Origin of the sequence: Pseudosporangium ferrugineum (assembly GCF_003002065.1) — a bacterium.
Taxonomy (GTDB): Bacteria; Actinomycetota; Actinomycetes; order Mycobacteriales; family Micromonosporaceae; genus Actinoplanes; species Actinoplanes ferrugineus_A.
The window spans coordinates 56902-80152 of record NZ_PVZG01000015.1; the positions used below are offsets into that span (position 1 = coordinate 56902).

Genomic DNA, 23251 nt, shown 5'->3' on the forward strand with positions numbered 1-23251 from the left:
CCTACAGATCTCCGCCGATCCAGTTGACCATCTTCGCGAGCGGCTCGCTGCTTCGCCGGTGCGTTCTCACCAGCATCCGCAGGACTTCGCGCGTGGTCGGCAGGTGCCGTGTCTGCTGAGGTGCGAGCCTTCTGGCCTGGTAGAGGCTCTTGAGAGCGGCCTCCGGTTCGCCCTCCCAAAGCTGAGCCCTGGAAAGGTCGACGAAGTGGTGCCCCGCCCGGATCGGGGGCAAACTCGGCGGAATCCTCAGATCCCGCGCCAATGACACCGCGCCGGCGCCGTCGCCGAGTTCGATCCGAGCCGCAACCTCGTGAATGCTGACGTTCGCAGGCCCGAACGAGAGTTGATGCCAACCCCCGTCGTGATCATCGCCGCCGAGGTGTGCGGCAATGTGACCGGCTTCCCGCAGGTGCGCGTTGGCAGTCTCGTCGTCACCGGCGCGGGCGGCGAGCATGCCCGAACGTAGGTGCAGGGAACCTGACACCGGCAGTGTCGTCTTCTCCTGGTCGGTACGGGTCGGGCGGATCTCCGCCTGCATGCGATCCAGCAGCTGCAAGCCGATACGGTACGAGCCGTTCTGAAGCATGGAGGTGGTGCGTGCCCAGGCTGCGAGCGCACCCATGAGCGGATCGGACGATCGTGAGGCGACCCAGGTGATCCGATCCTCCACGACGCTCGACAGATCGAGATATCCCGTCTTGTAGGTCACGGAGTGGGCGGCGAAGAGCAGAATCGCCAGCAGCTCGAAATAGCGTGCTTTCTTTGCCTCGGGGCTCTCGTGCGCGGCTGCCGTGACCTCCAGCAGCAGGTCCGGAAGTGTCTGCACCAGCTTGAGATGCTGGGCGGTGCGGCGTAGCTCGGCCGCCATCACCGTCTGGGCACGAAGCGCGGCCCAGGATCCGATCGGTCTGTCGAGTTGAGGACTGAGGTCCCAGTACGTCAGCGCCTGCCGAAGGCCCGGCATCGCGGTGTGAATGCGGTCGCGGCTTCTGCCGCGCTGGTCGTAAGGCTGACCGGTGAGAGTGGTGACATCCGTGGCGAGGCACTTCGCCACGGCCGCGGTGAATGCCGGAGTAGCGTCCCTTTTTCCCTGCTCGACCTTCCTGAGCATCGACAGGCTGAAGGGGATCCTGGCGGCAAGTTCATATTGACTCATCCGACGGATCTTGCGCGCCTCGGAGATTCGCCGACCGATTCCGAAATCGTCGTCGTGGTCCATCATCTCTTCACCGGATCCGTCGTCCTTCCCTGTAATTCGCGGCGAAGGAGGCGACGGCAGAGGGCAGATCCTCGCCATCCCGCTGATCGAGAAGGTGCTGCTCGACGGCAAGCGACGAGTCGATCCGATAATCCATCGGATCTTCCTTTCCGTTGCCTTTCACCGTTGCGCCGAACGGGATAGCAGCGAAGGATGCCGCGTCACCGAATCGGTAGTTCGAGGATGTGACATTGAAAGTGCCGTCGACTCTGTCCCGGGCGGCGCGGAAGAGTGCCCGAGCCGCTTGGTCGCGATGCAACCATCCGCGCCAGTGGCTGGGTTCCGGAACCGTCACCGTTCCGGCTCGGGCCGCTTCGGCAACCCACCTCTCTATCCGGTCGGTGCGAACGCCGCGATCATCGATCCCGTAGAGCGCACCGAGCCTGAGAACGCCGCGGGCAACCGGGGCTGCTCCGAGCGCCTCCTCGCAGGCCGCCTTCAGTTTGGCGTTGGAGGTCACCAGGCTCAGCGGAGTGAGTTCATCGCACATCCCGCCATGCCGATCGCCGTAGACGGTGCACGATGACACCCCGACTATGTAGGTCGACTCATCGACAACCTTCAGGAGCGCGTCGAGGTGCTCCAACTCGCCGTGCTTGGCACCGTCGAGGATCCAGACGACGGAGATGGAGCCGCCGACGCCATGCCGTAGATCATTCAGGAAGTCATCCCACGCCAAGCTCGGCACGCCGTTGCGAGTGTCTCCACCCCGGCTCACCACCACTGCCTCGTTCCCGTTCTCCTTCGCGTACGCGACAGTGCGAGAACCGACATAACCGTGACCACCGACCACGTACACGTCTCGATCTCCCATCCTCGCCGAGGATCATTGTCCAGTGAGGACGAAGACTCAACCGTAGTGCATCGCGCGCCCTGCAACCGGCAGGCGGTGCGGACCGGCCGCATCAAAGGGTGACACTGATCTGTGTCACTTCCGGGCGGCTCCGACCGCGAGAATCCGAGGTAACGGAAACGGTCTGCGCCCCGCTCATCGGGGCTGCACCCGGTCTTGAGGCCGGACGTCTCATTGCCCTGGACAAATGAAAGGTCGGTCTGGTGACTACGCACGCCCTCGATCGCTCTGCTGGTGTGGAGCGGTTCGGTTATCGGCAGGAGTTGCAGCGCTCGCTGAGCTTTCGTGATCTGGTCACCTATGGGCTGATCTTCATGGTGCCCATCGCACCGTTCGGGATCTTCGGCAGTGTGTTCCAGGCTGCCTCCGGGATGGTCGCGCTGGCGTATCTGCTGGGAATGGCCGCGATGATGGTGACGGCGTCGTCGTACGGGGTGATGGTCCGCGCGTATCCGACGGCCGGCTCGGTCTACTCCTATGCCGGGCGGGCCATCGCTCCATGGTTCGGGTTCTTGTCGGGATGGACGATTCTGCTGGATTACACCCTGATTCCGGGGTTGTTGTCGCTGGTCGCGGCGGTGTCGATGACGGCGGTGGTGCCCTCGGTGCCGGTCTGGGTGTGGATCGTCGTCTTCGTGGTGGTCAATGCCGGGATCAACCTGACCGGGATCAGGTCCACCCGCCGGACGAACACGATCGCCCTGGTCGGCGCCCTCGCGGTTCTCGGGTTGTTCATCGTCGCGGCGGTCATGGCGCTGGCCTCCGGTGCGGGCCGAGGGTTCTCGTGGGAACCGCTCTTTTCCGGTACGCAGTTCAGAGCCGGCACCATCCTGACGGCGATGTCGGTCTGCATGCTCAGCTTCCTGGGCTTCGATGCGATGTCGACGCTGGCCGAGGACGTCAAGGGCGGCCCCCGGCAGGTCAGCCGGGGCATGATCGCCGCGCTCGGGATCATCGGGGTGCTGTTCGTCGTGCAGTCTTTCCTGGCGGCGCTGCTGGTGCCGGCTCCCGATGCCCTGATCGCGGACGGCGACCCGGGCGGAACGGCGTTCTACGACGCGGCCCGGGTCGCCGCCGGGCCGTGGCTGGCCACGGTGACCGCTCTGGCGACCGCGCTCGCGTGGGGGCTGTCGAACAACATGGTGGCCCAGGTGGCGACGTCCCGGCTGTTGTACGCGATGGCCCGCGACCGGCAGCTGCCCGGGTTCCTGGCGAAGGTGTCGGTCAGCCGATCCGTGCCGGTCAACGGCATCCTGCTCACCGCGGCGGTGTCCCTGGTGCTCGGCTTGTCCATGGCCGTACGCGCGGACGGCATCACCGTGCTCGCCAGCCTCGTGAACTTCGGGGCGCTGCTGTCGTTCATCGTGGTGCATCTGTCGGTGCTGGCTCGTGGCCTGCGCAAGGACCGGCCGAGGGTTGCCGGATGGTTCCGCTGCTGGGCTCTGCCGGTGGCGGGGGTGGTGATCCTGGTGGCCGTCATCGTGAATGCCAACGCGCTCGCGCAGACGGTCGGGTTCGTGTGGCTCGGTGTGGGCGTGCTGGTCCTTGCCTGGCTCGCGGCGACCGGGCGTGCCCCGCGGCTGTCGGGGATCGGCGGCGCCGGTGCGGATGCGGATCACCTGGCAGGTCACCGTGGCTGACTTGACGGTCCTCGACGCCACCGAGGCGACGATCGGCTACACGTTCGGCGGCCGTGAGCCGATCGCACGGATCAGACCGGGCGAGCCGGTCCGGCTCCGCACGCGGGACTGCTTCGGTGGCAGGGTCACCTCCACGGCGGATCTGCCGAGCCGGGTGTGCCGGTTTCCCTTCCTCAACCCGGTGACCGGGCCGCTGCACGTGGTGGGCGCCGAGGCCGGTGACACCCTGGCGGTGCACCTGATCGCGTTGACGCCCGTCGGCGAGGTCGGCTTCTCGTCCACGTTCCCGCACTTCGGGGCGCTGACCGGCACAGCCGCCACGGCGATGCTGCATCCGCCGCTGGAGGAACGCGTCTGGGAGTACGCGCTCGACCACCGGGGGCAGACGGTGCGCTACACGGCCCGGAAGTCAGCGTTCACCGCCGATCTGCCGATGGTGCCGATGCTGGGCACCGTCGGGGTCGCGCCCGCCCACGGTGAAGTCCGGCCCTCCGTCGTGCCGGGTGTGCACGGGGGGAACCTCGACACCCCCCTCATGCGGGCGGGCACCACGCTGTACCTGCCGGTCGGCCGGGGCGGTGCCCTGCTGGCGGTCGGGGACGGCCACGCGCGCCAGGGCGACGGCGAGTTGTGTGGTGTGGCGGTGGAAGTCGCCATGGACGTCACCCTCGCGGTGGAGGTGCTGTCCGGCGTGACCACCCTGACCCCACGCCTGGAGACGGACACCGCGATCATGTCGATCGGGGTGGCACGGCCGCTGGAGGACACGTATCGGGCGGCGCATCGCGACCTGGTCGAGCACGTGTCGGCGATGACCGGCCTCGATGCTCTCGATGCCTACCAGCTGGTCTCCCAGGCGGGGCGTGCGCATGTCGGCAACGTCGTGGACGAGAACTACACGATCGCCGCCGCCATCGACAAGGAACTGCTCGGTGGGGCGCAGCCGTACCTCGGAGCCCACCGCCGCCTGCGCGCCGTCGAGGTGCGCCGATGATGCTCCCGGCGGCTCGTGGCGTACGGGAGCGCTTGTGGCTCCTGGCCCACGACGACGGTGACGAGACGGGCCTCCGCCCCCATCTGGATGTTCGCGCGCTGAGCATCGGCCTGGTGGCCGCATCCCTGACCGACCTGCTGCTGCAAGGGATGGCAGCCGTCCATGAAGGACGCGTTCACGCCATCGGCCGTGGCCCGGATCCGGCCGGGGACCTGATCGCCTCGGGCATTCTGACCGCAATCCGTGCCGAGGGCCCCTGCCGGTTGAGCGAGATCCTGCGTGGAGCGCGCGCCGACGCCGTCAGCGCCCGGTTCAATCCCTACTTGCGGCTCTACTCGCGCACCCGGGCGACGCTCGTCGCCGCGGGCGTCCTGATCGAGCACCGCCGGACGCTGAGACCCACGCGGTACCGGCTCTGCGAACCGGACACGATCGCCCGTCATCGGAGCCAGTTCAACCACCGGCTCGTCTACCACCGCCGGCAATCCGACCCGGGCACCGACTGCCTGTGCGCACTGGTCTGGGCACTCAACATCCACCGCGCCCTTCTCACGCCGTACACGCCGGGCGAAGCCGACGCGATCCTGTCCGGGATCACCGGGCGCATCCCGGCGCGCATCGGGCCCGGCGCGCCGCTGGCAGGCGTACCGGAGCTCGCCCGCGGCGTCCGCGATGCCGTCGGTGACCTGGCCACCGCGGCCTTCTGAGCGTGAAGCGCCCGCCACCTCCCGGCGGAGGGATCGACGAATCCCGGCCGCAGGCATCCGCGACCACAGATCAGTGCCGAGCATGCCGTCGCGTATGGCGCGGTGGCCCGCAAAGGAGAGTCCAGTGACCGCTGAAACGGGACAGCCGGCCGCTCGCATCGAGCTCATGGGCGCGCACGAGATCCGCGTGCGGCTCGGCGTCGGCAGGCGGGACGCCTACCGGTTCACCCACCACAGCAGCTTCCCGGAACCTGTCGCCGTCCTCGGTCACGGAAAGGTGTGGCTGCGGGACGACGTCGAGGAATGGATCCGTGCCCGCCGGCCCGACAGACACGGCCGACGGCCGGGTTAACGGAGCGTGGTGGGCAGGCCGCGGAGGGCGGCCAGGCCGAGGACGCTGCGCGGCTGGTACGGGGTTCGCCAGAAGCCGCCGTGGGCCGCGCCCCTCGCCTCGTCGCGCCATGCTTCGGCCGCTGCCGGGCGGGGGTTGCGGAGTTGGTGGACGAGCAGCGCCGCCATCAGTTTGTTGCTGGTTGCCGGTTCGAAGATTTCCACGTCGAAGAGGTGGGCGCCCGCGTACGCCGCCGCGAGGAGGCGGTTGGCGGTCACCGAGCGGGTGCGGGTGGGCGGCGCCACCGAGAAGCTCACGGTGGTGCCGGCGCGGCGGGCGGCCGACGCGCGCCAGCGCTGGATCCGCTTGGCGAGGGCGTAGTTCGGGCCCTGCTGCGGCACCAGGCTGTCGGCGATGCCGGGGTTCGCGCCCGGCGGATAGTTCGGGGTCAGGAGCCGCTCCGCGGAGAGCAGGTGGCCGAGGCGGGCGCGGCGGGACCGGTGGCGGTAGCGCTCGGTCGCCTGGGTCACGACGTCCCCGGGTACGGCGAACACGTCCGTCGGCGTGGCCAGAAACGCCAGCGCGGTGTCCGGCCGGGCCTCGATGACGTGGGTGCACAGCGCGTCCACGGCCGCGGAGAGGCGGGCGTACGCCGCGCCGGGTGCGTACACGTAATTGCCGAGGACCAGGCGCCCCTCGACGCCGAGCAGCCACCGGGCGACCTCGGGCAGCCCGGTCAGCAGGTCGGCGCCCGCCGTCTCCACGGACGTCCCGGGCGCGAGGAGCGTGCCGGCGCCGCGGCGGGCCGTCGCGGCGATCCTCGCCCACAGGTCGGGCCGGGGCAGATCGACGCCGAGGACCGTGCCGCCCCAGCCGAGCACCGCGGGCAGCGGGCCCATCTCGCTGCCCGCGCCGAGGACGACGAGGCGCTGGTCGGAGAGGTCGAGCCAGCCGGGCTCGGCGGCGACGGCCCGGACCATCTCCGCGCAGGACTCCTCGATGGTGCCGGCGGCGACCCACGCGTCGAGCTGCCGGTGCAGGGCGTCGCCGCGCAGGAGCTCGCCCCGGTACGGCACGGTGAGCTCCCGTTCGGGCTTCTCCCCGCCGGCGACCGTGACCGTGCCGAGCGGCCGGCTGTCCGCGCCGGAGCCGACGACCGTGACCGTGCCGGGCGGCCGGCTGTCCGCGCCGGGGCCGGCTGCCGTGACCGTGCCGGGCGCGCGGCTGTCCGCGGCGAAAATGCCGGTCAGGGGCGCGTCGCCGGCGTCGTCGCGGTCCACCCGCATCCGGGCGCGCACCGAGGCCAGGCCTGCCTCGGCGACCGCGTACCCGTCACCGGCCTCCACCAGGGCCCGGAAGTGCCGCAGATAGCCCGTGCGCCAGTCCCGCTCGGCGGACGCGGCGTCGGCGGCGGCCGGATCGGCGGCGCGCAGCGCGTCGGCGACCACCTCGCGGCCCAGGTCCGAACTGCTGCGCCGACCGTCCGCACCGCGGGGAAACACGACCTCGTTCACGCCGGACAGTATGGCCACCCGGCGGCCGGAGCGGCGCTACAGGCCCTGGTCCCGCAGCCAGTGCTCGACGCCGTCGACGACCGGGGCCGGGGCCCGGCGGCCCGGGGAAGCTGACGATGCGAACCCAGCTCGGACTCTAGCGCCAGCCATTTCCTCCCGATATGTGATCGGATTCGACATGGTTCAGAAATTGTGACGCACGGACCGACTTTGTGCCCGTCAAATCCAAGCGCGAGCGGATGCCTTGGTGTGAATCGATGATCTGCGATTAGCTGAGTTGCCCTCGAACAGGAAGGGCGAGTCCGGAACGTCGCGTGACCGTTGCCGAGCCGACGGTCACATCGAGAGGGGAATCATCGTGAACACTCGCCGGATCTCCACAGTGCTGGCCGTTTCGGCCGCTGCTGCGGCCACCGTGGTCGGCGGAATGGCCATGGCTCCTTCGGCCTCCGCCGCCGACTGCCCGGCCGACGGCCGCGTGATGGCGAATCACTTCGATACCTTCGATGCCCCGAAGGCATTCGAGCTTCTCGACGGTCAGACCACCTGGGAGAACCTGCGGACATTGGTGTCGCACGGGGACACGCAGCACGAGGTGCCGAGGGCGGCGCAGAATATTCTGAACGACCCGGCGTTCTGGAATCGCCTTGACACATCGGGCGGTATGTACCTGCCTGACGGCATTGTCATCCGCCAGGACGTGCGAAACGTGTGCGGCTTCTGATACTGACGGTCAGATTCACCTGCTCGACGCCGTCGACGACCGCGTCCCGGCGTACGGTGCCCGCGTCGCAGATTCCGGGGCCGGGAGGTATCAGCCGGCCAGCGATGCCGCGTACTTGTGGGCGATGGATTGCGATTCGGGGAGGTCCGCCTCCACCACCGGCAGCGGCGGCAGGACGGTGGCGCCGAGCTCGCGCAGCAGCTGGGCCAGCAGCGCCGCGGCGGCCTCGGCCTGGGCGGCCACCCCGGCGGTCACCACGGGTACGGCGCGCTTGCCGGCGAGCGCGTTCGCGGGCAGCCGGTCGAGCAGCACCTTGAGCACGCCGGTGTAGCTGCCCTTGTACGTGGGGGTGGCGATCACCAGCACGTCGGCGTCCTGCACCGCGGCGGTCGCGGCGGCGGTCGCCTCGTCGCCCGGGGTGAGCAGCCCGGCGCCGAGTTCGCCGACCTCGATCACCGCGGAGGCCCCGCCGAGCGCGGCGCCGACGGCCGCGGCCAGCGTGGAGGTTCGCGATCCGGCGCGCGGGTTGCCGGAGACGACGACGGTTCCGCTCATGTGTCAGCTCCCAGGTTCAGCAGGGGGAGGACGCCCTCGCCGAAGCGGAAGGCCTCCTCGAGGTGGGGTTGCCCGGACAGGATGAAGTGGTCGATACCGAGCGCGTGGTATTCGGTGAGGCGTGCGGCGATCTCGGCGTGGCTGCCGACCAGCGCGGTGCCCGCGCCGGGGCGGACCAGGCCGAAGCCGGCCCACAGGTTCGGGGCGATCTCCAGGTCGTCGCCGGCGCTCAGGGCGGCCATCCGGCGCTGGCCCTCGGACTCGGTGCGGGCGAAGCGCTCGCGGGCGGCGGTCACCGCGGCGGGCGGGATCCGGTCCAGCAGGAACCGGGCCACCGCCCACGCCTCGGCGGCGGTGTCGCGGGCGATGACGTGCAGGCGGATTCCGTACGCCGGGGAGCGGCCGTAACCCTCGGCGAGGGCCCGTACGGCGGCCAGCTTCGCGGCGACCGCGTCCGGCGGCTCCCCCCACGTGAGGTACGTGTCGGCGTGCTCGGCCGCCACCCGCAGCGCCGGCGGGGACGAACCCCCGAAGAACACCTCGGGTACGGGCTCGGGCCGCGCCCGCGTCGTGGCGCCCGCCACCCGGTAGTGCTCGCCGGTGTGGTCGAACGGTTCGCCGGACCACGCGCCGCGGAGGACGGTGAGGAACTCGGCGGTGCGGGAGTACCGCTCGTCGTGGTCCAGCCAGTCGCCGAAGCGGCGCTGCTCGGTGGACTCGCCGCCGGTCACCACGTTGAGCAGCAGCCGGCCGCCCGAGATCCGCTGGTACGTCGAGGCCATCTGCGCCGCCAGCGTGGGCGAGATCAGCCCCGGCCGGAACGCGACCAGGAACTTGAGGGTCGACGTCTCGGCGAGCAGGGCGGCCGTGGTGATCCACGAGTCCTCGCAGAACGTGCCGGTCGGGGTGAGCACCCCGGTGAAGCCCAGCCGCTCGGCGGTGCGGGCCACCAGCGCCAGGTAGCCGAGGTCGGGCGGGCGCTCGGTGGTGACCGTGGCCGAGGCCTGCCCGCCGCTGGTGATGCCGTGGCTGTCGCCGGCGGTGGGCAGGAACCAGTGCACCCGCATCTACGCGGTCCGTTTCAGGTGCGCGTAGCTGCCGTCGTGGTAGACGAGCGGGGTGACCGTGGCGTCCGCGTGGTGCTCCCCGGACGACGGTGTGGCCAGCACGATGGTGTGGTCGCCCGCCTCGACCTGCTGGGTGACCCGGCAGACCAGGGTGGCGAGGACGCCCTCCAGCAGCGGCACGCCGTCCGGCCCGGGATGCCAGGCGCCGTGCGCGGCGAACCGGTCGATGCCGCGGGCGGCGAAGGTCCGCGCGACGTGTTCCTGCTCGCGGGTGAGCACGTGCACGGCGATGGTCCGCGCCGCCTGCACCGCCGGCCACGCCGAGGCGGTCCGGGCGAGGCAGAAGGAGACCAGCGGCGGGTCGAGGCTGACGGAGGTGAACGAGGTGGCGGTGAAGCCGGCCGGCGGGGTGCCCGGCGCGGTGATCACGACGACGGCCGCGGCGTGGCGCCGCAGCAGCGTACGGAAGAGGTCGGCGTCCACGAGCGAGGTGACGGTCATGGTTCCCCTTCAGGCGGAGACGAGCGAGCGGTGGGCCAGTTCCCGCTTGACGAGCGGGAGGAGGTGGCGGCCGTAGTCCACGGCGTCGTCGACCGGGTCGTAGCCGCGGATGAGGATGGTGGTGACGCCGAGGTCGACGTAGTCGAGCAGGGCGCGGGCCACCGTCTCCGGCGAGCCGACGAGCGCGGTGGAGTTGCCCTGGGCGCCGCTGGCGCGTGCGGTGGCGGTCCACAGTGCCCGGTCGTGGCGGTCGCCCTTCGCCGCGGCGGCGAGCAGGCGCTGCGAGCCGACGTTCTCCGGCTGTGGCCCGCCGAGGACCCGGGTCTTGTCGCCGGTGAAGGAGCCCTTGCCGCCCGCGCTGGCCTCGATGGTGGCCAGGATCCGCCCGGCCCGTTCCCAGGCCAGCTCGTCGGTGGCGGCCAGGATCGGCCGGAAGGACACGCTGATGCCGAGCGGTCCGCGGCCCGCCGCCGCGGCGGACGCCTGGACGGCGGCGATCTGCTCGGCGGTCTCCTTCAGCGGCTCGCCCCAGAGGGCGAAGACGTCCGCCACCGCGCCGCCGACCCGGTACGCCGCCGCGGACGATCCGCCGAAGTACAGCGGGATCCGGTGCGCCGGCCGGGCGAGCAGCGAGTAGTCCTCGAACCGGTAGAACCGGCCCTCGTGCGAGAACGGCTCGGGCGAGGACCAGGCCCGGCGCAGGATGCGCAGGTATTCCTCGGTGCGGTCGTACCGCTCGTCCTTGGTGAGGTGGTCGCCGTCGCGGCGCTGCTCGGCGTCGGAGCCGCCGGTGATGGTGTGCACCGCCACGCGCCCGCCGGAGAGTTGGTCGAGGGTGGCGAACGTGCGGGCCGCCGTGGTCGGTGCGACGAAGCCGGGGCGGTGCGCGATGAGCAGCCCGAGGCTCGACGTGTGCGCGGCGGCGTACGCGGCCACCTGCGTGCCGTCCGGGGTGGACGAGCCGTACCCGATCAGGATGCGGTCGAAGCCGGCGTCCTCGTGGGCGCGGGCGAACCGGCGCACGTAGGCCGGGTCGACGCTCGGCCCGGACGGGGCGCGGGTCTCGGACACGTCCCGCGTGCCGATCATGCCGACGAACTCAACGGTCATCAGTGGGTCCCTTCCAGGACGGAACGACCTGCGGAGCCGAGGACCACGTCGTCCTGCGGGGTGTGGATCCGGCCGCACAGCACGTCGCGCAGGTGCCGTTCGAGCGGGTTGCGGCGGGACAGCGCGGCGTTGCCGATGAGCGCGACGCCCCGCTGCACCGCGTCGATCGCGGCGTTCGTCACGACCGTCTTGGCCAGGTCGGCGGCCGTGACGCCGCCGGTCTCCGCCGTGGCGGTGAGGAACGCCTGCGCGGAGGCCAGGGCGGCCTCGATCGCGCCGACCTCGTTCTGGAAGCGGGGCAGCGAGGCCAGCGGTTTGCCGAGGTTGGTGGGTACGCGTTCCCGCAGGTAGCCGGCGAGCCAGTCGCGGGCGGCGTACGCGACCCCGAGGTAGATGGCGGCGATCCCGAGCGCGTTCCAGGCCCGCAGGTCGCCGCCGTCCCGGCCGTCGAGCCCGAGCACCGCACCTTCCGGTACGCGCACCCGGTCGAACGTCACGTCGTCGCTGCGCGAGGCCCGCAGCCCGAGGTGGTCCCAGGTGCGCTCGACGGTGATGCCGGGCGAGTCGGTACGCACGAGGAACGCCCCGGCGCGTACGGGATCCTCGTCGGTGCGGGCCCAGACCTGCATCCACCGCAGCCCCACGGCCCCGGTGGAGAAGATCTTGTGGCCGGTGAGCTCCCAGCCGTCCGCGGTGCGCCGGGCGGTGGTGGCGGGCAGGCCGCCGCGGGCCGGCGTGCCGAGGTCGGGCTCGACGCGCAGGGCGTTGATAAGGGTCGGCCGGGTGGCGGACTCGGCGAGCACCCCGGCGTAGAGGTCCGCGGGCCAGCCGCCGGTCCGAGCCTGGGCGGCGTGGGCGAACAGGGTCATCGCGCTGATCAGGGCCACCGAGGGGTCGCCCCGGCCGAGGGCGGTCAGCACCCGGACGGTGTCGGCGAGGGTGCCGCCCGGGCCGCCGTGGCCGGTGCCGACGGTGAGCGTGAGCAGGCCCGCGTCGTGCACCAGGGCGAGGCCCGCGGCCGGCAGCTCGGCGCTGCGGTCGTGTTCCTCGGCGTGGGCCGCGAGGGCGGCGGTCACGTCCACCAGTTGGGATAATTGGGTCTTGGGCAGAGCTTCAGCGTTCGCCGAAGGGGTGGGCATGAGCCCTACCGTGCGCCTCTTGCTGGGAAGATGTCAATGCCGATCCCATATCCTAGTAGACCTATGGGATACGGTTGACATGCGGAACTTGCATCGGCGAGAGTCGGCGCCATGTCCACCCCCACCATCGCCGCCGCGGTCAGCCCTCCGGCGGCGGATCCCGGCGCACCGGCCCTCGTCGCCCCGCGCCGCCGAGGGCTGCCGTACAAGGTGATCTCCTGGACCGTCCCGGTACTCCTGCTCGTCGCCTGGGAACTGCTCGCCCGGGCCGGGGTGATCGCGCCGAACGTGCTGCCCGCGCCCAGTTCCGTCGGGACGACGGCGTGGCGGCTGACCGAGACCGGCGAGCTGCCCACCCACCTGTGGGAGAGCCTCAAACGCGCCGCGATCGGCCTCGCCATCGGCGGCAGCCTGGGGCTGGTGCTCGGCACCCTCACCGGCTTCTCCCGGCTGGGCGAGGCCATCGTGGACCGCAACATCCAGATCGTCCGGGCCATCCCGTTCCTGGCCATCCTGCCGCTGGTGATGGTCTGGTTCGGGGTCGGCGAGAGCGGGCGCTACTTCCTGGTCGCGCTCGGCACGCTCTTCCCGATCTACCTCAACACCGTGCTCGGCATCCGCCAGGTCGACCCCAAGCTGCTGGAGATGGGCCGGGTCGTCGGCCTGCCGAAGCTGCGGCTGGTCCGCACGGTGATCCTGCCCGGCGCGCTGCCGTCCGTCCTGCTGGGCGTCCGGCTCGCGCTGACCAACGCCTGGCTGGCCCTGGTGATCGCCGAGACGGTGGGCGCGCCCGCCGGCATCGGCTTCATGGCCACCAACGCCCGTGAGTTCCTGCAGACCGACGTGATCGTCCTGGTCATCGTCCTGTACGCGCTCATCGGCCTGACCACCGACCTGTTCGCCCGGTTCCTGGAGCGTCGCCTCCTGGCCTGGCACCCCAATTACCACGGAGGATCCCAGTGACCCTGTCCCGTCGCTCGATGCTGGGAGCAGCACTCTCCCTACCCGTGCTCGCGGCCTGCGGCGGCAACGCGGCGGAGGCCGGCGGGCGCAAGAAGGTCCGGCTCACGTACGGGGCGATCTCGGTGCCCAAGACCCGCGGCGTGTTCGAGAAGACCCTCAACGACCAGGGCATCGACGTGGAATGGGTGGGGCCGTTCCCGAACCACGCGCCGACCCTGCAAGCCGTGGCCACCGGCACCGCCGACTTCAGCTTCGGCGGCAGTTCCACCCCGGCCGACCAGGCGCTGCTGTCCGGCAACAAGCTCACGTACGTGGCCTGGGCGTCGTCCAAGCCCCGGCTCTCCTCGATCATCGTCCGGCCGCAGTCGGGCATCACCTCGGTCAAGGACCTGGCCGGGAGCAACGTCGCCGTCAACAAGGCCGGGTTGGGGGAGTTCCTGCTCGTCGCGGCGCTGGAGAAGTACGGCGTACCGCGCGACTCGGTGACGTTCACGTACCTCAACCCGCCGGACGCCGCCCCGGCCTTCGGCAGCGGCAAGGTGGACGCGTGGGGCATCTGGTCCGGCCCGATGGAGCTGGCCGAGGTGCAGTACGGCGCCAAGCGCATCTTCACCGACGGCGACGAGCTCGACCGCCAGATCGACTTCTCCACGTACCTGGTCCGCGAGGACTACGCGAGGAAGGAGGCGGACACGATCCGCAAGGTGATCGCCGCGTACAAGGCGGAGGCGGACTGGGCCAACGCCCACCAGGCGGAGGCGCAGAAGATCGGCAACGAGGTGTCGAAGTATCCGCAGGCCGTGGTCGACAAGATCGTCGCCCAGAACGTGCAGATCTCCTGGAGCCTCATGAACGACGACGGCATCGCCCAGCTCCAGGCCGGCGCGGACTGGCTCAGCGAGCGCAAGGTGCTCAGCGGGAAGATCGACATCGCCGAGCACTCGGTGAAGCTGTGACCACCGCGGTCGAGGCGCCCGCGGTCCGGGCCCGGTCCGTCACCCGCCGATACGGCGACCGCACCGTCCTGCACGAGCTGGACCTGGAGATCCGGCGCGGGGAGTTCGTCGCCCTGATCGGCAAGAGTGGCTGCGGCAAGACGACGCTGCTGCGTACGCTGGCCGGCCTGGACGCCCTCGACGGCGGCGACCTGACCGTCCCGCCGTCGTCCACGGTGGTCTTCCAGGAGCACCGGCTCCTGCCGTGGTGGAAGGTCTGGCGCAACGTCGCGATCAACCTGCCGCGCGGCACCGCCCGGGCCCGCGCCCGGTCCGCGCTCGAGGAGGTCGGCCTCGGCGACCACGCCGAGGCGTGGCCGGTGACGCTGTCGGGCGGCGAGGCGCAGCGCGTCGCGCTCGCCCGGGCCCTGGTCCGCGAGCCGGAGCTGCTGCTGCTCGACGAGCCGTTCGCGGCGCTGGACGCGCTGACCCGGATCCGGATGCACGGCCTGGTCCGGAACCTGATCGCGCGGCACCGGCCGGCCGTGCTGCTGGTCACCCACGACGTCGACGAGGCGATCCTGCTGGCCGACCGGGTGCTGACCATGCGCGAGGGCCGGATCGCCGCCGATCACCGGGTCTCCGCCGCGGCCCGGACGCGCGGCGACGCGGCGTTCGTGACCCTGCGCGCGGAACTGCTCGCCGAGCTGGGTGTCGTCGAGCAATGACGGTCACCAGCAGCTCGCACTGGGGAGCGTTCCGGGTCTCCGGCGCGGGAACCGGCCTGCGGGTCGAACCCCGCCCCGGCGACCCGGACCCGTCGCCGCTGCTCGGCAACATTCCCGCCGCGCACCGGCACCGCTCGCGGGTCACCCGTCCCGCGCTGCGCCGGGCGCGGGCGGGGCGCGGGTACGACTCCTTCGAGGAGGTCGGCTGGGACACCGCCCTGGACGCGGTCGCCGAGTCGCTGTCCTCGGTGCGCGACCGCAGCGCCATCTTCGGCGGCTCGTACGGCTGGGCCAGCGCCGGCCGCTTCCATCACGCCCAGTCCCAGCTGCACCGCTTCCTCGCCCTCGGCGGCGGCTACACGGCCTCCCGCAACAGCTACAGCCTCGGCGCGTCGCTCGTCGCCTTCCCGCACCTGGTCGGCGCGCGCGGTGCCCACGACGTGATCCGGGCCGGCACCGACTGGCCCGTGATCGCCCGGCACACCGACCTGATCGTGGCGTTCGGCGGCATCCGGACCGCCAACACGTACGTGACGCCGGGCGGCCGGGCGACCCACGACTTCCGCGGCCATCTGCGCCGGGCCACCGCCCGCGGGCTGCGCGTGGCCTCCGTCTCGCCGCTGCGCGACGACCTGTCGCCGGAGCTGGCCGGCGACTGGCTGCCGACCCGGCCCGGCACCGACGTGGCGGTGATGCTGGCCCTGATCCACGTGCTGGCGGCCGAAGGGCTGGCCGACCTCGACTTCCTGCGGCGGCACACCGTCGGCGGCGACCGCCTCCTCGCCGGCGTGCGAGACAGGACGCCCGAGTGGGCGGCCGGGGAGAGCGGGCTGCCCGCCGGGTCCATCGTGGACCTGGCGTACCGGATGGCCGCGGGACGCACGCTCGTCACCGTGAGCTGGTCGCTGCAACGCGCGCCGCACGGCGAGCAGCCGCTCTGGGCGGGGCTCGCCCTCGCTGCCGCGCTCGGCCAGATCGGGTTGCCGGGCGGGGGATTCGGGCACGGGTACGGCTCGATGGGCGACGTCGGCGGCGGTTCCGTCCCGTACGGGCTGCCGGCCTTCCCACAGGTGCGCAACCCGGTCGCGGACTTCGTCCCGTGCGCGCTCGTCGCCGACCTGCTGCTGCGCCCGGGGGAGGAATTCGACTACGACGGTGCCCGGCACACGTTCCCGGACATCGAGCTCGTCTACTGGGCCGGCGGCAACCCGTTCCACCACCACCAGGACCTGAACCGGCTGCGCCGCGCGTTCCGGCGGCCCCGCACGGTGGTGGTGCACGAGCCGTACTGGACGGCGACGGCCCGGCACGCCGACGTGGTGCTGCCGGTGACCACCACCCTCGAACGCGACGACCTCGGGGTGGGCCGCGGCGACACCCACCTCGTCGCCATGCGGGCCGCCGACACCCCGTACGCCGAGGCCCGCGACGAGTACGACATCTTCGCCGATCTGGCCGGCCGGCTGGGCTACCGCGAGGCCTTCACCGAGGGCCGCACCGCCGCGGATTGGCTGCGCCACCTCTACGAGGGCTGGCGGGTGCCGCACGGCCTGCCCGGCTACGACGAGTTCCGGGCGCGCGGCGAGGTGCCACTGCCCGGCCGCCGCGAGGACGCGGTGCTCTTCGCCGGGTTCCGCGCCGGCCGCCCGCTGGACACCCCGAGCGGCCGGATCGAGCTGCACTCGGCGACGGTCGCCGGATTCGGGTACGCGGACTGCCCCGGCTCGCCCACCTACTTCCCGCCGGAGCCCGCGCCGATCGTGCTCGTGTGCAATCAGCCGGCCACTCGCCTGCACTCCCAGCTGGACATGGGTGCCGTGTCGTCGGCGTCGAAGATCCGCGGGCGCGAGCCGCTGCGGATGAACCCGGCCGACGCCGCGGTGCGGGGCATCGCCGACGGGGACGTGGTCCGCGTGCACAACGACATCGGCAGCCTGCTCGCCGGCGTGAGCCTCACCGACGCGTGCATGCCGGGCGTCGCGCAGCTGTCCACCGGCGCGTGGTTCGACCCGTCGGCGCCGGGCGTCGCTTCCTGCGTACACGGAAATCCGAACGTCCTGACCCGAGACGCCGGCACGTCCCGCCTGGCGCAGGGGTGCACCGGGCAGCTGGCCCGGGTCGAGATCTCCCGGCATGCCGGGCCGGTGCCACCCGTCCTCGCCTACGAACCACCCCTGGAGACCACGTGACCGACGACTTCCACCAGCGGCTGCACCACATCGCGCCGCCCGGCCTCTCCGGCGACACCGCGCAGACCACGGGCATGACCCGGGTCGAGGCGATCAGCGGCAGGACCGTGGGCAGCAGGGACCTGTGGATGGGGGAGACCCACGTGTCGGCGGCCACCGCCAGCGACAACCATCACCACGGGGAGTCCGAGACCGCGATCTACGTCGTACGCGGCAATCCCGTGTTCGTCTTCCACGACCCGGAGACCGATGCGGAGAAGCGCATCGAGACCGAGCCGGGCGACTACGTCTTCGTGCCGCCGTGGGTGCCGCACCGCGAGGAGAACCCCGACCCGGAGCACGAGGCCGTCGTCGTCATCGCCCGTACCACGCAGGAGGCCATCGTCGTCAACCTGCCCTCGCTTCGGAAGGACTGACATGCCCGTCGACTTCATCGGCCTCATCGCCACCCAGGACGGCTCGGAGAGCAGCCCGGCGACCACCCCGCTGATCGATCCGCGCTACACGGCCCGGATCGCCCGCGCGCACGAGGACGCCGGGTTCGATCAGGTGCTGCTCGGCTACAGCTCGGCGTACCCGGACGGGGCGCAGGTGGCGGCGTACGCGGCCGCGCACACCTCCACGCTTACGTACCTGGTGGCCCACCGCCCGGGCTTCGTGGCGCCGACGCTCGCCGCGCGGACCTTCGCGACCCTCGACCAGTTCACCGGCGGCCGGGTCACCCTCAACATCATCACCGGCGGGCACGACGTGGAGCAGCGCCGCGACGGCGACTACCTCACCAAGGACGAGCGGTACGCCCGCACCGACGAGTACCTCACCGTGCTGCGCCGGGCCTGGACCGCGGACACCCCGTTCTCGTTCGACGGGCGCTTCTACCGCTTCGAGGACTTCGTGTCGCAGGTCCGGCCGGTCGGCGGCACGATCCCGCTCTACTTCTCCGGTTCCTCGGCCGCCGCGTACGCCACCGGGGTCAAGCACGCCGACGTGTACATGTTCTGGGGCGAGCCGCTCGCCCAGATCGCGGAGCAGATCGCCGCCGTACGCTCGGCCGCCGCGGACGCCGGCCGCCCGGCCCCGCGGTTCTCGGTGTCGTTCCGGCCGATCCTGGGGCCGACCGAGGAGCTCGCGTGGCAGCGTGCCGAGGCCATTCTGGGCCGCATCGGCTCGGTCACCGCGCCCCGGTTCTTCCGCAACCGCGACCGTGACGACCCGGCCAACGTCGGCTCCCAGCGACTGCTCGCCGCCGCAGCCGCCGGCGACCGCCACGACCGGGCACTGTGGACGGCCACCGCGAAGGCCAGCGGCGCGGCGGGCAATTCCACCGCCCTCGTCGGCACGCCGGACACCGTCGCCCAGGCCCTGCTGGACTATCACGACCTGGGCGTCACCACGTTCCTGATCCGGGGCTACGACCCGCTCGACGACGCGATCGACTACGGCCGGGAGCTGATCCCGGCGGTCCGCGCGGAGATCGCCCGGCGCGACGCGGCGGAGTTGGTGACGGCCGCGTGAATGAATATCTGTGGGCGTCGTCACCCTTTCGCCGCATTTAATTCTGGTGGAAAATGCTCCCGCATAATGGATTTGTTTTGACCCGGGTGGACCCGCCGAGAAGGATCGGAGGCATGCGGTTGCGCGACGTACGACTGACGTCCCGCCTCGCCATCGATCTCCTCCGGTGTGCGAGTGCCCGGTGTTGCGCTTGACGGTCGTCCCGGCGGGTTGATCCCCGGCGGCAGTGACCGGAGCCGGGCGGCCACCGGGCCGCCCGCCGCCCCGGTGGCGGGTGCCGTTCCTTCTTTCGCGTGAACCCGCGCGCATCGATGCGCCTATAAACCTATCCCGCACATGGGAGAACTATTGTTCATCCGCCGCCGAGATCCGGCCGCGGTGACACCCTCCGGAGGCCCACATGTCCGTTCTCGCCGTCGCCGACCTGTCCCTGAGCCGCAGCGCTCCCGTCCGCCGCGGCCCGGCCGGCCGCCCCCGCGTCAACCGGTTACGACCGGTCGCGGGCCCGGCTACCTCGGTGACGGTCACGATCACGCTCGGGGCGCCCGGCTCGGAGGAGAGCGACCGCGTGCTGGCCGCGCTGCGCGACCTGGTCGAGGCCGCCGGCCCCGCCGCCGACGTGGCGCTGGAGGCGCCCCGGCACCTTCCGGCGGCCCGCGCGGCGGACGCCCCCGCGGGCCTGCGCCTCGACGTGCGCCCGCGCAGCGCCACCCTGAACGGCCGCAGCCTGGACCTGAGCCGGCTCGAGTACGAGCTGCTGGTCTTCCTGGCCCGCAACCCGCGCCAGGTCTTCAGCCGCAGCCAGCTGCTCGGTCACGTCTGGGGTCACACCCACACGACGGTCCGCACGGTCGACGTGCACGTGAGCCGGCTGCGCACCAAGCTCGGCGACCCGGACATCGTGACCACGGTCTACGGGGTCGGCTACCGCCTCGCCGAGGAGGCCACCATCACGATCAACGAGTCCTGACAGTTCGCCCCGGCGCGGCCGGCCCGCCGCGCCGGTGGGTCAGCCGTGCCGGTGGTGCTTGCGGACGAAGGTGTAGCCCGGCGCGAGCGGGCCCTCCGTCACCTCTTCGGTCTCGATCGCCCGCTCGTGCAGCGAGACCTGGCGCTCCGAAGGCTGGGCGCCCGGCGGCAACCGGCGGACGAAGCCGTGGACCCAGTGCTCGCGCCGGTCCGCGCCGTCGGGGCCGTCCTCGTCGTCGTCCTCCTCGCCCGGATACGGCGCCGGCTCGACCAGCGGGGCGTAGAAGAGCATCTCCGCGGGCTTCTGGCCGTCGACCGCCGGGTAGGACGGGTAGCCGGCGCTGTCCACGCTGCCGTCCACCCGCGTGAGGTAGCCCTCGCGGATGAGCTGGTCGACGGCGTTGCGCAGGAGGAACGCGCCGCGGGCGCCGCGGCCGAGGCCGCAGTGGCCGGCGAGTTCCGGCTCGGGCAGGACCGCGCTGCCGTCCTCGAAGATGCGGCCGGCCTTGCGGACGGCGTGCAGCACCTTCGCCCGGTTGGACCCGCCGGCGTCGAACTCGCGGGTGACGACCCTGGGGTCGTACTCGTGGAAGTAGTCGACGCCGTCCACCCGCATCGGCTCGTCCAGGGGCGCGGTGCGCACGACGATCTCGTCCCGGGCGGCCTGCCACACGACCGTGACCAGGACGCCCGGGCGCAGGTCGGGCGGCCACCCGATGCCGCCGAACTGCCACTCCACGTCCTGCCGCAGCGTGCTCTCGAACTCGAGGCGCACGGGGGTGAGGCCGTGCTCGCGGTGCTCCAGCACGAGGGGGACGTGCTCGCGGACGCGGAGCGCCTCCACGCATTCCTCCGGGGCCGGGCACACGCCGGCGTCGAGATCCGCCTGCCAGAGCGCGGAACGCCGGGTCACCCTCTGCATGCCCCCGAAGATACCTTCCCGCGTACCGGTGCGGGTCCTGGCTCTCCAAGCCTGTTATGCCTATCGTGTTTGTAGGAGATGAGGGGGTGCCATGCGGCGCACGGTGGCGGTGGTCGGGGGCGGGTGCTCCGGCGTTCTGGTGACGCGGGAATTGTTGCGATGTAGTGATGATGAGGTCGTCATCGTCGAACCCGGCGAGCTCGGCGGGGGGATCGCGTACGGTGGCGCGCGGCCCTGGCACGTGCTGAACTCGCGGGCCGGGGCGATGAGCGCCGATCCGGACGACCCCGGCCACTTCGTCCGCTGGTCCGGTGCGGCGCCCGCGGAGTTCCGCCCGCGCCGCGAGTACGGCCGCTACCTGCGTACGGTGCTGGACGAGGCGGTCGCCGCGAACCCGGGCCGGACCGGCGTGCGCCGCGCGCGGGCGACCCGCATCGTGCCGGGCGCGGAGGGCGGCACGGTGGTCCTCGACGACGGTACGGCCGTGCACGCCGACCACGTCGTCCTGGCCACCGGGGGCCCCTCCGCCGCCCGCCAGCGGCTGGAACACCCGCGCTACCTCGACGATCCGTGGGCACCCGGCGTGCTGGACGGGCTCCCCGCCGACCGGCCCGTGCTCCTCGTCGGCACCGGCCTGACCGCCGTCGACGTCGCCCTCACCCTCACCGCCGACGGTCGCCGTACGGCCCCGGTGGTCGCGGTCAGCCGGCGCGGGCTGCTGCCGCTGACCCACACCGCGGAGGCCGCGCCGCCCGCCGCCCCGGCGCTCGACGACTGCGCCACGTTGCGGGACGTGGTCCGGGCGGTGCGTTCCGCCGCGGGCGAGGCGGGGGACTGGCGGCCGGTGGTGGACGGGATGCGGCCGTACCTGGACAAGCTCTGGACCGCCCTGACCCCCGGCGAGCAGGACGCGTTCCTGCGGCACCTGGCCCGCGCCTGGGAGTGCCACCGGCACCGGATGGCGCCCGAGGTCGCCGCCCGGGTGGTCGCGCTGCGCGAGGCCGGTCTGCTGGAGATCCGCCGGGGTGGCGTGGCTGCCTGGCCGGGGCTGGCGGACTACGCCGCCGTGGTCAACTGCGCGGGGCCGGGCCGGCTGCCCGGTTCGGCGGGACCGCTCGTCGGCGGGCTGCTCGACGCGGGGCTGGCCCGGGTCGGCCCGCACGGGCTCGGCCTGGACATCGACCCGTCGGGGCGGGTCGTCGCGGCGGACGGGCGGGCGCACGAGCGGCTGTGGGTGATCGGGCCGCTGCGCCGGGGTGCCCAGTGGGAGACGACCGCGGTGCCCGAGATTCGCGCGCAGGCGCGCCGCCTCGCCGCCGACCTCCAGGCCCGCCCGGTGCCGATCGCCGCGTGAGACATCCCGATTGAGTGATAACCCGATGATATGCAAGGGGAATTTCCCCAGGTCAGGAGCGATTTGACGGCTATCTAGGTGACGCACCGCAGCGATCGGGGAGTATTGAGTCGATATTGAATCTTCTCAATACTTCGGGTGGCACGCCCCCCGGTACGCCCCCCGGCGTACCTCCCCATCCCCCTGGAGGACCTCCGTGCGTAACCCCGGCTCCAAGCTCGGCCGACCGATCGTCGGCCTCGCCGCCGCCCTGCTCGCCGGCAGCGTGTTCGCGTCACCCGCGTCCGCCGCCCCGGCCGCCCCCGCCGCCGACCCCTCGTTCGCCCCCTCCGCCCTCGCCACCAGCCTCGACACCCGGCTGGGTGACAGGGCCGCCGGTTCGTACGTCGACGAGGCCGGCAAGCTGGTCGTCAACGTGACCGACGCGGCCACCGCGCAGGCCGTGACCGCCGCCGGTGCCACCCCCCGCTACGTCGAGCGCAGCGGCGCGGCCCTGGCCGCCGCCGACTCGGCGCTCAAGGCCTCCCTCAAGACGCCCGGCACCTCGTTCGGGCTCGACCCGGTGAGCAACCAGATCCTGGTCACCGCGGACAGCACGGTCACCGGCGCCAGGCTCGCCGCGGTCAAGGCGATCGTGGCCAAGCTCGGCGACCGGGCCCGCCTCGAATCGGTGCCGGGCACGCTGAGCACCACGATCTCCGGCGGCGACGCCATCTACACCGGCGGCTCCCGGTGCTCGCTCGGCTTCAACGTCCGCAGCGGCAGCACCGACTACTTCCTGACCGCCGGCCACTGCACGAACGCCGGTTCGAGCTGGTCGAACGGCTCCACCACGCTGGGCACCCGGGCCGGCTCGAGCTTCCCCGGCAACGACTACGGCATCGTGCGGTACACCAACACCTCGATCACCAAGACCGGCGGCGTGGGTTCGCAGGACATCACCGGCGCGGGCACCCCGGCCGTCAACTCCACCGTCTACCGCCGGGGCAGCACCACCGGCACCCGCTCCGGCCGGGTCACCGCGCTCAACACCACGGTGAACTACCCGCAGGGCTCGGTGTCGGGCATGATCCGCACCACCGTCTGCGCCGAGCCGGGCGACTCCGGCGGCCCGCTGTACTCGGGCAGCACCGCGCTGGGCCTGACCTCGGGCGGCAGCGGCAACTGCTCCTCCGGCGGCGTGACCTACTTCCAGCCGGTGACCGAGGCGCTGAACGCCTACGGCGTCAGCGTCTACTGAGCCCTCCACCACCACAGGAAGGCCCCGGCCCGCGCCGGGGCCT

23 protein-coding genes are annotated in these 23251 nt (G+C 72.1%); 14 read left to right on the forward strand and 9 right to left on the reverse strand.

Annotated elements, in window-relative coordinates; genetic code table 11:
* Position 1 precedes the first annotated feature (1 nt).
* Together CLV70_RS27755 and CLV70_RS27760 are read right to left on the reverse strand one after the other, a co-directional pair.
* Complete coding sequence (locus CLV70_RS27755) at positions 2–1222, reverse strand: helix-turn-helix domain-containing protein (RefSeq protein WP_106129555.1); 1221 nt, start codon at positions 1220–1222, stop codon at positions 2–4.
* Positions 1223–1226: 4 nt separating this feature from the next.
* Entirely contained in the window at positions 1227–2072 is an 846-nt protein-coding gene (locus CLV70_RS27760) for an NAD-dependent epimerase/dehydratase family protein (protein ID WP_146164185.1), read from the reverse strand.
* A gap of 242 nt (positions 2073–2314) precedes the next feature.
* Here CLV70_RS27760 and CLV70_RS27765 point away from each other — a divergent pair, with 242 nt between their 5' ends.
* The 4 genes from CLV70_RS27765 (at position 2315) to CLV70_RS27780 (ending at position 5804) form a co-directional block, all read left to right on the forward strand.
* Positions 2315–3751, forward strand: a complete 1437-nt coding sequence (locus CLV70_RS27765; protein WP_245908501.1) for an APC family permease — start codon at positions 2315–2317, stop codon at positions 3749–3751.
* Positions 3744–4745, forward strand: coding sequence for an acetamidase/formamidase family protein (locus CLV70_RS27770; protein WP_245908502.1), 1002 nt, complete (start codon positions 3744–3746; stop codon positions 4743–4745). The genes CLV70_RS27765 and CLV70_RS27770 overlap by 8 nt, the downstream gene beginning before the upstream one ends.
* Complete coding sequence (locus CLV70_RS27775; protein WP_106129557.1) at positions 4742–5452, forward strand: GOLPH3/VPS74 family protein; 711 nt, start codon at positions 4742–4744, stop codon at positions 5450–5452. The genes CLV70_RS27770 and CLV70_RS27775 overlap by 4 nt, the downstream gene beginning before the upstream one ends.
* 124 nt (positions 5453–5576) lie before the next feature.
* Positions 5577–5804: a helix-turn-helix transcriptional regulator gene (locus CLV70_RS27780; RefSeq protein WP_342750421.1), complete on the forward strand. Its 228-nt coding sequence runs from the start codon at positions 5577–5579 to the stop codon at positions 5802–5804.
* On the opposite strand, the gene CLV70_RS27785 is transcribed toward CLV70_RS27780, so the two are convergent.
* The gene (locus CLV70_RS27785) at positions 5801–7297 is read right to left on the reverse strand and encodes a hypothetical protein (protein WP_245908503.1); all 1497 of its coding nucleotides are present in this window, start codon (positions 7295–7297) and stop codon (positions 5801–5803) included. The genes CLV70_RS27780 and CLV70_RS27785 overlap by 4 nt on opposite strands.
* Positions 7298–7655: 358 nt before the next feature.
* Between CLV70_RS27785 and CLV70_RS27790 the strand changes: the two genes are divergently transcribed.
* Complete coding sequence (locus CLV70_RS27790; RefSeq protein WP_146164186.1) at positions 7656–8021, forward strand: hypothetical protein; 366 nt, start codon at positions 7656–7658, stop codon at positions 8019–8021.
* Between the two features lie 90 nt (positions 8022–8111).
* Here the strand turns inward: CLV70_RS27790 and CLV70_RS27795 are convergent, their stop codons facing one another.
* From CLV70_RS27795 to CLV70_RS27815, 5 genes are read right to left on the reverse strand one after another with little or no spacing between them, the layout of a single operon-like run.
* The gene (locus CLV70_RS27795; protein ID WP_106129560.1) at positions 8112–8576 is read right to left on the reverse strand and encodes an NAD(P)H-dependent oxidoreductase; all 465 of its coding nucleotides are present in this window, start codon (positions 8574–8576) and stop codon (positions 8112–8114) included.
* Entirely contained in the window at positions 8573–9643 is a 1071-nt protein-coding gene (locus tag CLV70_RS27800; protein WP_106129561.1) for an LLM class flavin-dependent oxidoreductase, read from the reverse strand. Before CLV70_RS27800 ends, CLV70_RS27795 begins: the two co-directional genes overlap by 4 nt.
* The gene (locus CLV70_RS27805; RefSeq protein ID WP_106129562.1) at positions 9644–10144 is read right to left on the reverse strand and encodes a flavin reductase family protein; all 501 of its coding nucleotides are present in this window, start codon (positions 10142–10144) and stop codon (positions 9644–9646) included. It abuts the gene before it with no gap.
* 9 nt (positions 10145–10153) lie between these two features.
* Positions 10154–11254: an LLM class flavin-dependent oxidoreductase gene (locus tag CLV70_RS27810; protein WP_106129563.1), complete on the reverse strand. Its 1101-nt coding sequence runs from the start codon at positions 11252–11254 to the stop codon at positions 10154–10156.
* Complete coding sequence (locus CLV70_RS27815; RefSeq protein WP_106129564.1) at positions 11254–12393, reverse strand: acyl-CoA dehydrogenase family protein; 1140 nt, start codon at positions 12391–12393, stop codon at positions 11254–11256. Before CLV70_RS27815 ends, CLV70_RS27810 begins: the two co-directional genes overlap by 1 nt.
* Before the next feature lie 111 nt (positions 12394–12504).
* On the opposite strand from CLV70_RS27815, the gene CLV70_RS27820 reads away from it, so the two are divergent.
* The 7 genes from CLV70_RS27820 (at position 12505) to CLV70_RS27850 (ending at position 19693) form a co-directional block, all read left to right on the forward strand.
* Positions 12505–13356, forward strand: a complete 852-nt coding sequence (locus CLV70_RS27820) for an ABC transporter permease subunit (RefSeq protein ID WP_106129565.1) — start codon at positions 12505–12507, stop codon at positions 13354–13356.
* The gene (locus CLV70_RS27825; protein WP_106129566.1) at positions 13353–14312 is read left to right on the forward strand and encodes an ABC transporter substrate-binding protein; all 960 of its coding nucleotides are present in this window, start codon (positions 13353–13355) and stop codon (positions 14310–14312) included. Before CLV70_RS27820 ends, CLV70_RS27825 begins: the two co-directional genes overlap by 4 nt.
* Positions 14309–15019: an ABC transporter ATP-binding protein gene (locus tag CLV70_RS27830; RefSeq protein ID WP_106129567.1), complete on the forward strand. Its 711-nt coding sequence runs from the start codon at positions 14309–14311 to the stop codon at positions 15017–15019. Before CLV70_RS27825 ends, CLV70_RS27830 begins: the two co-directional genes overlap by 4 nt.
* Positions 15016–17208 carry a molybdopterin-dependent oxidoreductase gene (locus tag CLV70_RS27835; protein WP_106129568.1) on the forward strand — a complete coding sequence of 731 codons (2193 nt, stop codon included), beginning with the start codon at positions 15016–15018 and terminating at the stop codon, positions 17206–17208. Before CLV70_RS27830 ends, CLV70_RS27835 begins: the two co-directional genes overlap by 4 nt.
* Entirely contained in the window at positions 17205–17624 is a 420-nt protein-coding gene (locus CLV70_RS27840; protein WP_106129569.1) for a cupin domain-containing protein, read from the forward strand. Before CLV70_RS27835 ends, CLV70_RS27840 begins: the two co-directional genes overlap by 4 nt.
* Before the next feature lies 1 nt (position 17625).
* Positions 17626–18723, forward strand: a complete 1098-nt coding sequence (locus tag CLV70_RS27845; RefSeq protein WP_106129570.1) for an LLM class flavin-dependent oxidoreductase — start codon at positions 17626–17628, stop codon at positions 18721–18723.
* A 400-nt stretch (positions 18724–19123) separates the two neighbouring features.
* Complete coding sequence (locus CLV70_RS27850) at positions 19124–19693, forward strand: winged helix-turn-helix domain-containing protein (RefSeq protein WP_106129571.1); 570 nt, start codon at positions 19124–19126, stop codon at positions 19691–19693.
* 39 nt (positions 19694–19732) lie between these two features.
* On the opposite strand, the gene CLV70_RS27855 is transcribed toward CLV70_RS27850, so the two are convergent.
* Entirely contained in the window at positions 19733–20614 is an 882-nt protein-coding gene (locus CLV70_RS27855) for a hypothetical protein (RefSeq protein ID WP_106129572.1), read from the reverse strand.
* Positions 20615–20705: 91 nt separating this feature from the next.
* Between CLV70_RS27855 and CLV70_RS27860 the strand changes: the two genes are divergently transcribed.
* Both CLV70_RS27860 and CLV70_RS27865 read left to right on the forward strand, forming a co-directional pair.
* Positions 20706–21968: an FAD/NAD(P)-binding protein gene (locus tag CLV70_RS27860; protein WP_106129573.1), complete on the forward strand. Its 1263-nt coding sequence runs from the start codon at positions 20706–20708 to the stop codon at positions 21966–21968.
* A 196-nt stretch (positions 21969–22164) separates the two neighbouring features.
* Entirely contained in the window at positions 22165–23208 is a 1044-nt protein-coding gene (locus tag CLV70_RS27865; protein ID WP_106129574.1) for a S1 family peptidase, read from the forward strand.
* The last annotated feature ends 43 nt before the right edge of the window (positions 23209–23251 follow it).

Coding starts and splice junctions, on each gene's coding strand:
- CLV70_RS27760 (WP_146164185.1), bottom strand. CDS start 2,072: ATGGGAGATCGAGACGTGTACGTGGTCGGTGGTCACGGTTATGTCGGT.
- CLV70_RS27850 (WP_106129571.1), top strand. CDS start 19,124: ATGTCCGTTCTCGCCGTCGCCGACCTGTCCCTGAGCCGCAGCGCTCCC.
- CLV70_RS27755 (WP_106129555.1), bottom strand. CDS start 1,222: ATGATGGACCACGACGACGATTTCGGAATCGGTCGGCGAATCTCCGAG.
- CLV70_RS27845 (WP_106129570.1), top strand. CDS start 17,626: ATGCCCGTCGACTTCATCGGCCTCATCGCCACCCAGGACGGCTCGGAG.
- CLV70_RS27775 (WP_106129557.1), top strand. CDS start 4,742: ATGATGCTCCCGGCGGCTCGTGGCGTACGGGAGCGCTTGTGGCTCCTG.
- CLV70_RS27805 (WP_106129562.1), bottom strand. CDS start 10,144: ATGACCGTCACCTCGCTCGTGGACGCCGACCTCTTCCGTACGCTGCTG.
- CLV70_RS27795 (WP_106129560.1), bottom strand. CDS start 8,576: ATGAGCGGAACCGTCGTCGTCTCCGGCAACCCGCGCGCCGGATCGCGA.
- CLV70_RS27860 (WP_106129573.1), top strand. CDS start 20,706: ATGCGGCGCACGGTGGCGGTGGTCGGGGGCGGGTGCTCCGGCGTTCTG.
- CLV70_RS27820 (WP_106129565.1), top strand. CDS start 12,505: ATGTCCACCCCCACCATCGCCGCCGCGGTCAGCCCTCCGGCGGCGGAT.
- CLV70_RS27815 (WP_106129564.1), bottom strand. CDS start 12,393: ATGCCCACCCCTTCGGCGAACGCTGAAGCTCTGCCCAAGACCCAATTA.
- CLV70_RS27800 (WP_106129561.1), bottom strand. CDS start 9,643: ATGCGGGTGCACTGGTTCCTGCCCACCGCCGGCGACAGCCACGGCATC.
- CLV70_RS27810 (WP_106129563.1), bottom strand. CDS start 11,254: ATGACCGTTGAGTTCGTCGGCATGATCGGCACGCGGGACGTGTCCGAG.
- CLV70_RS27835 (WP_106129568.1), top strand. CDS start 15,016: ATGACGGTCACCAGCAGCTCGCACTGGGGAGCGTTCCGGGTCTCCGGC.
- CLV70_RS27855 (WP_106129572.1), bottom strand. CDS start 20,614: ATGCAGAGGGTGACCCGGCGTTCCGCGCTCTGGCAGGCGGATCTCGAC.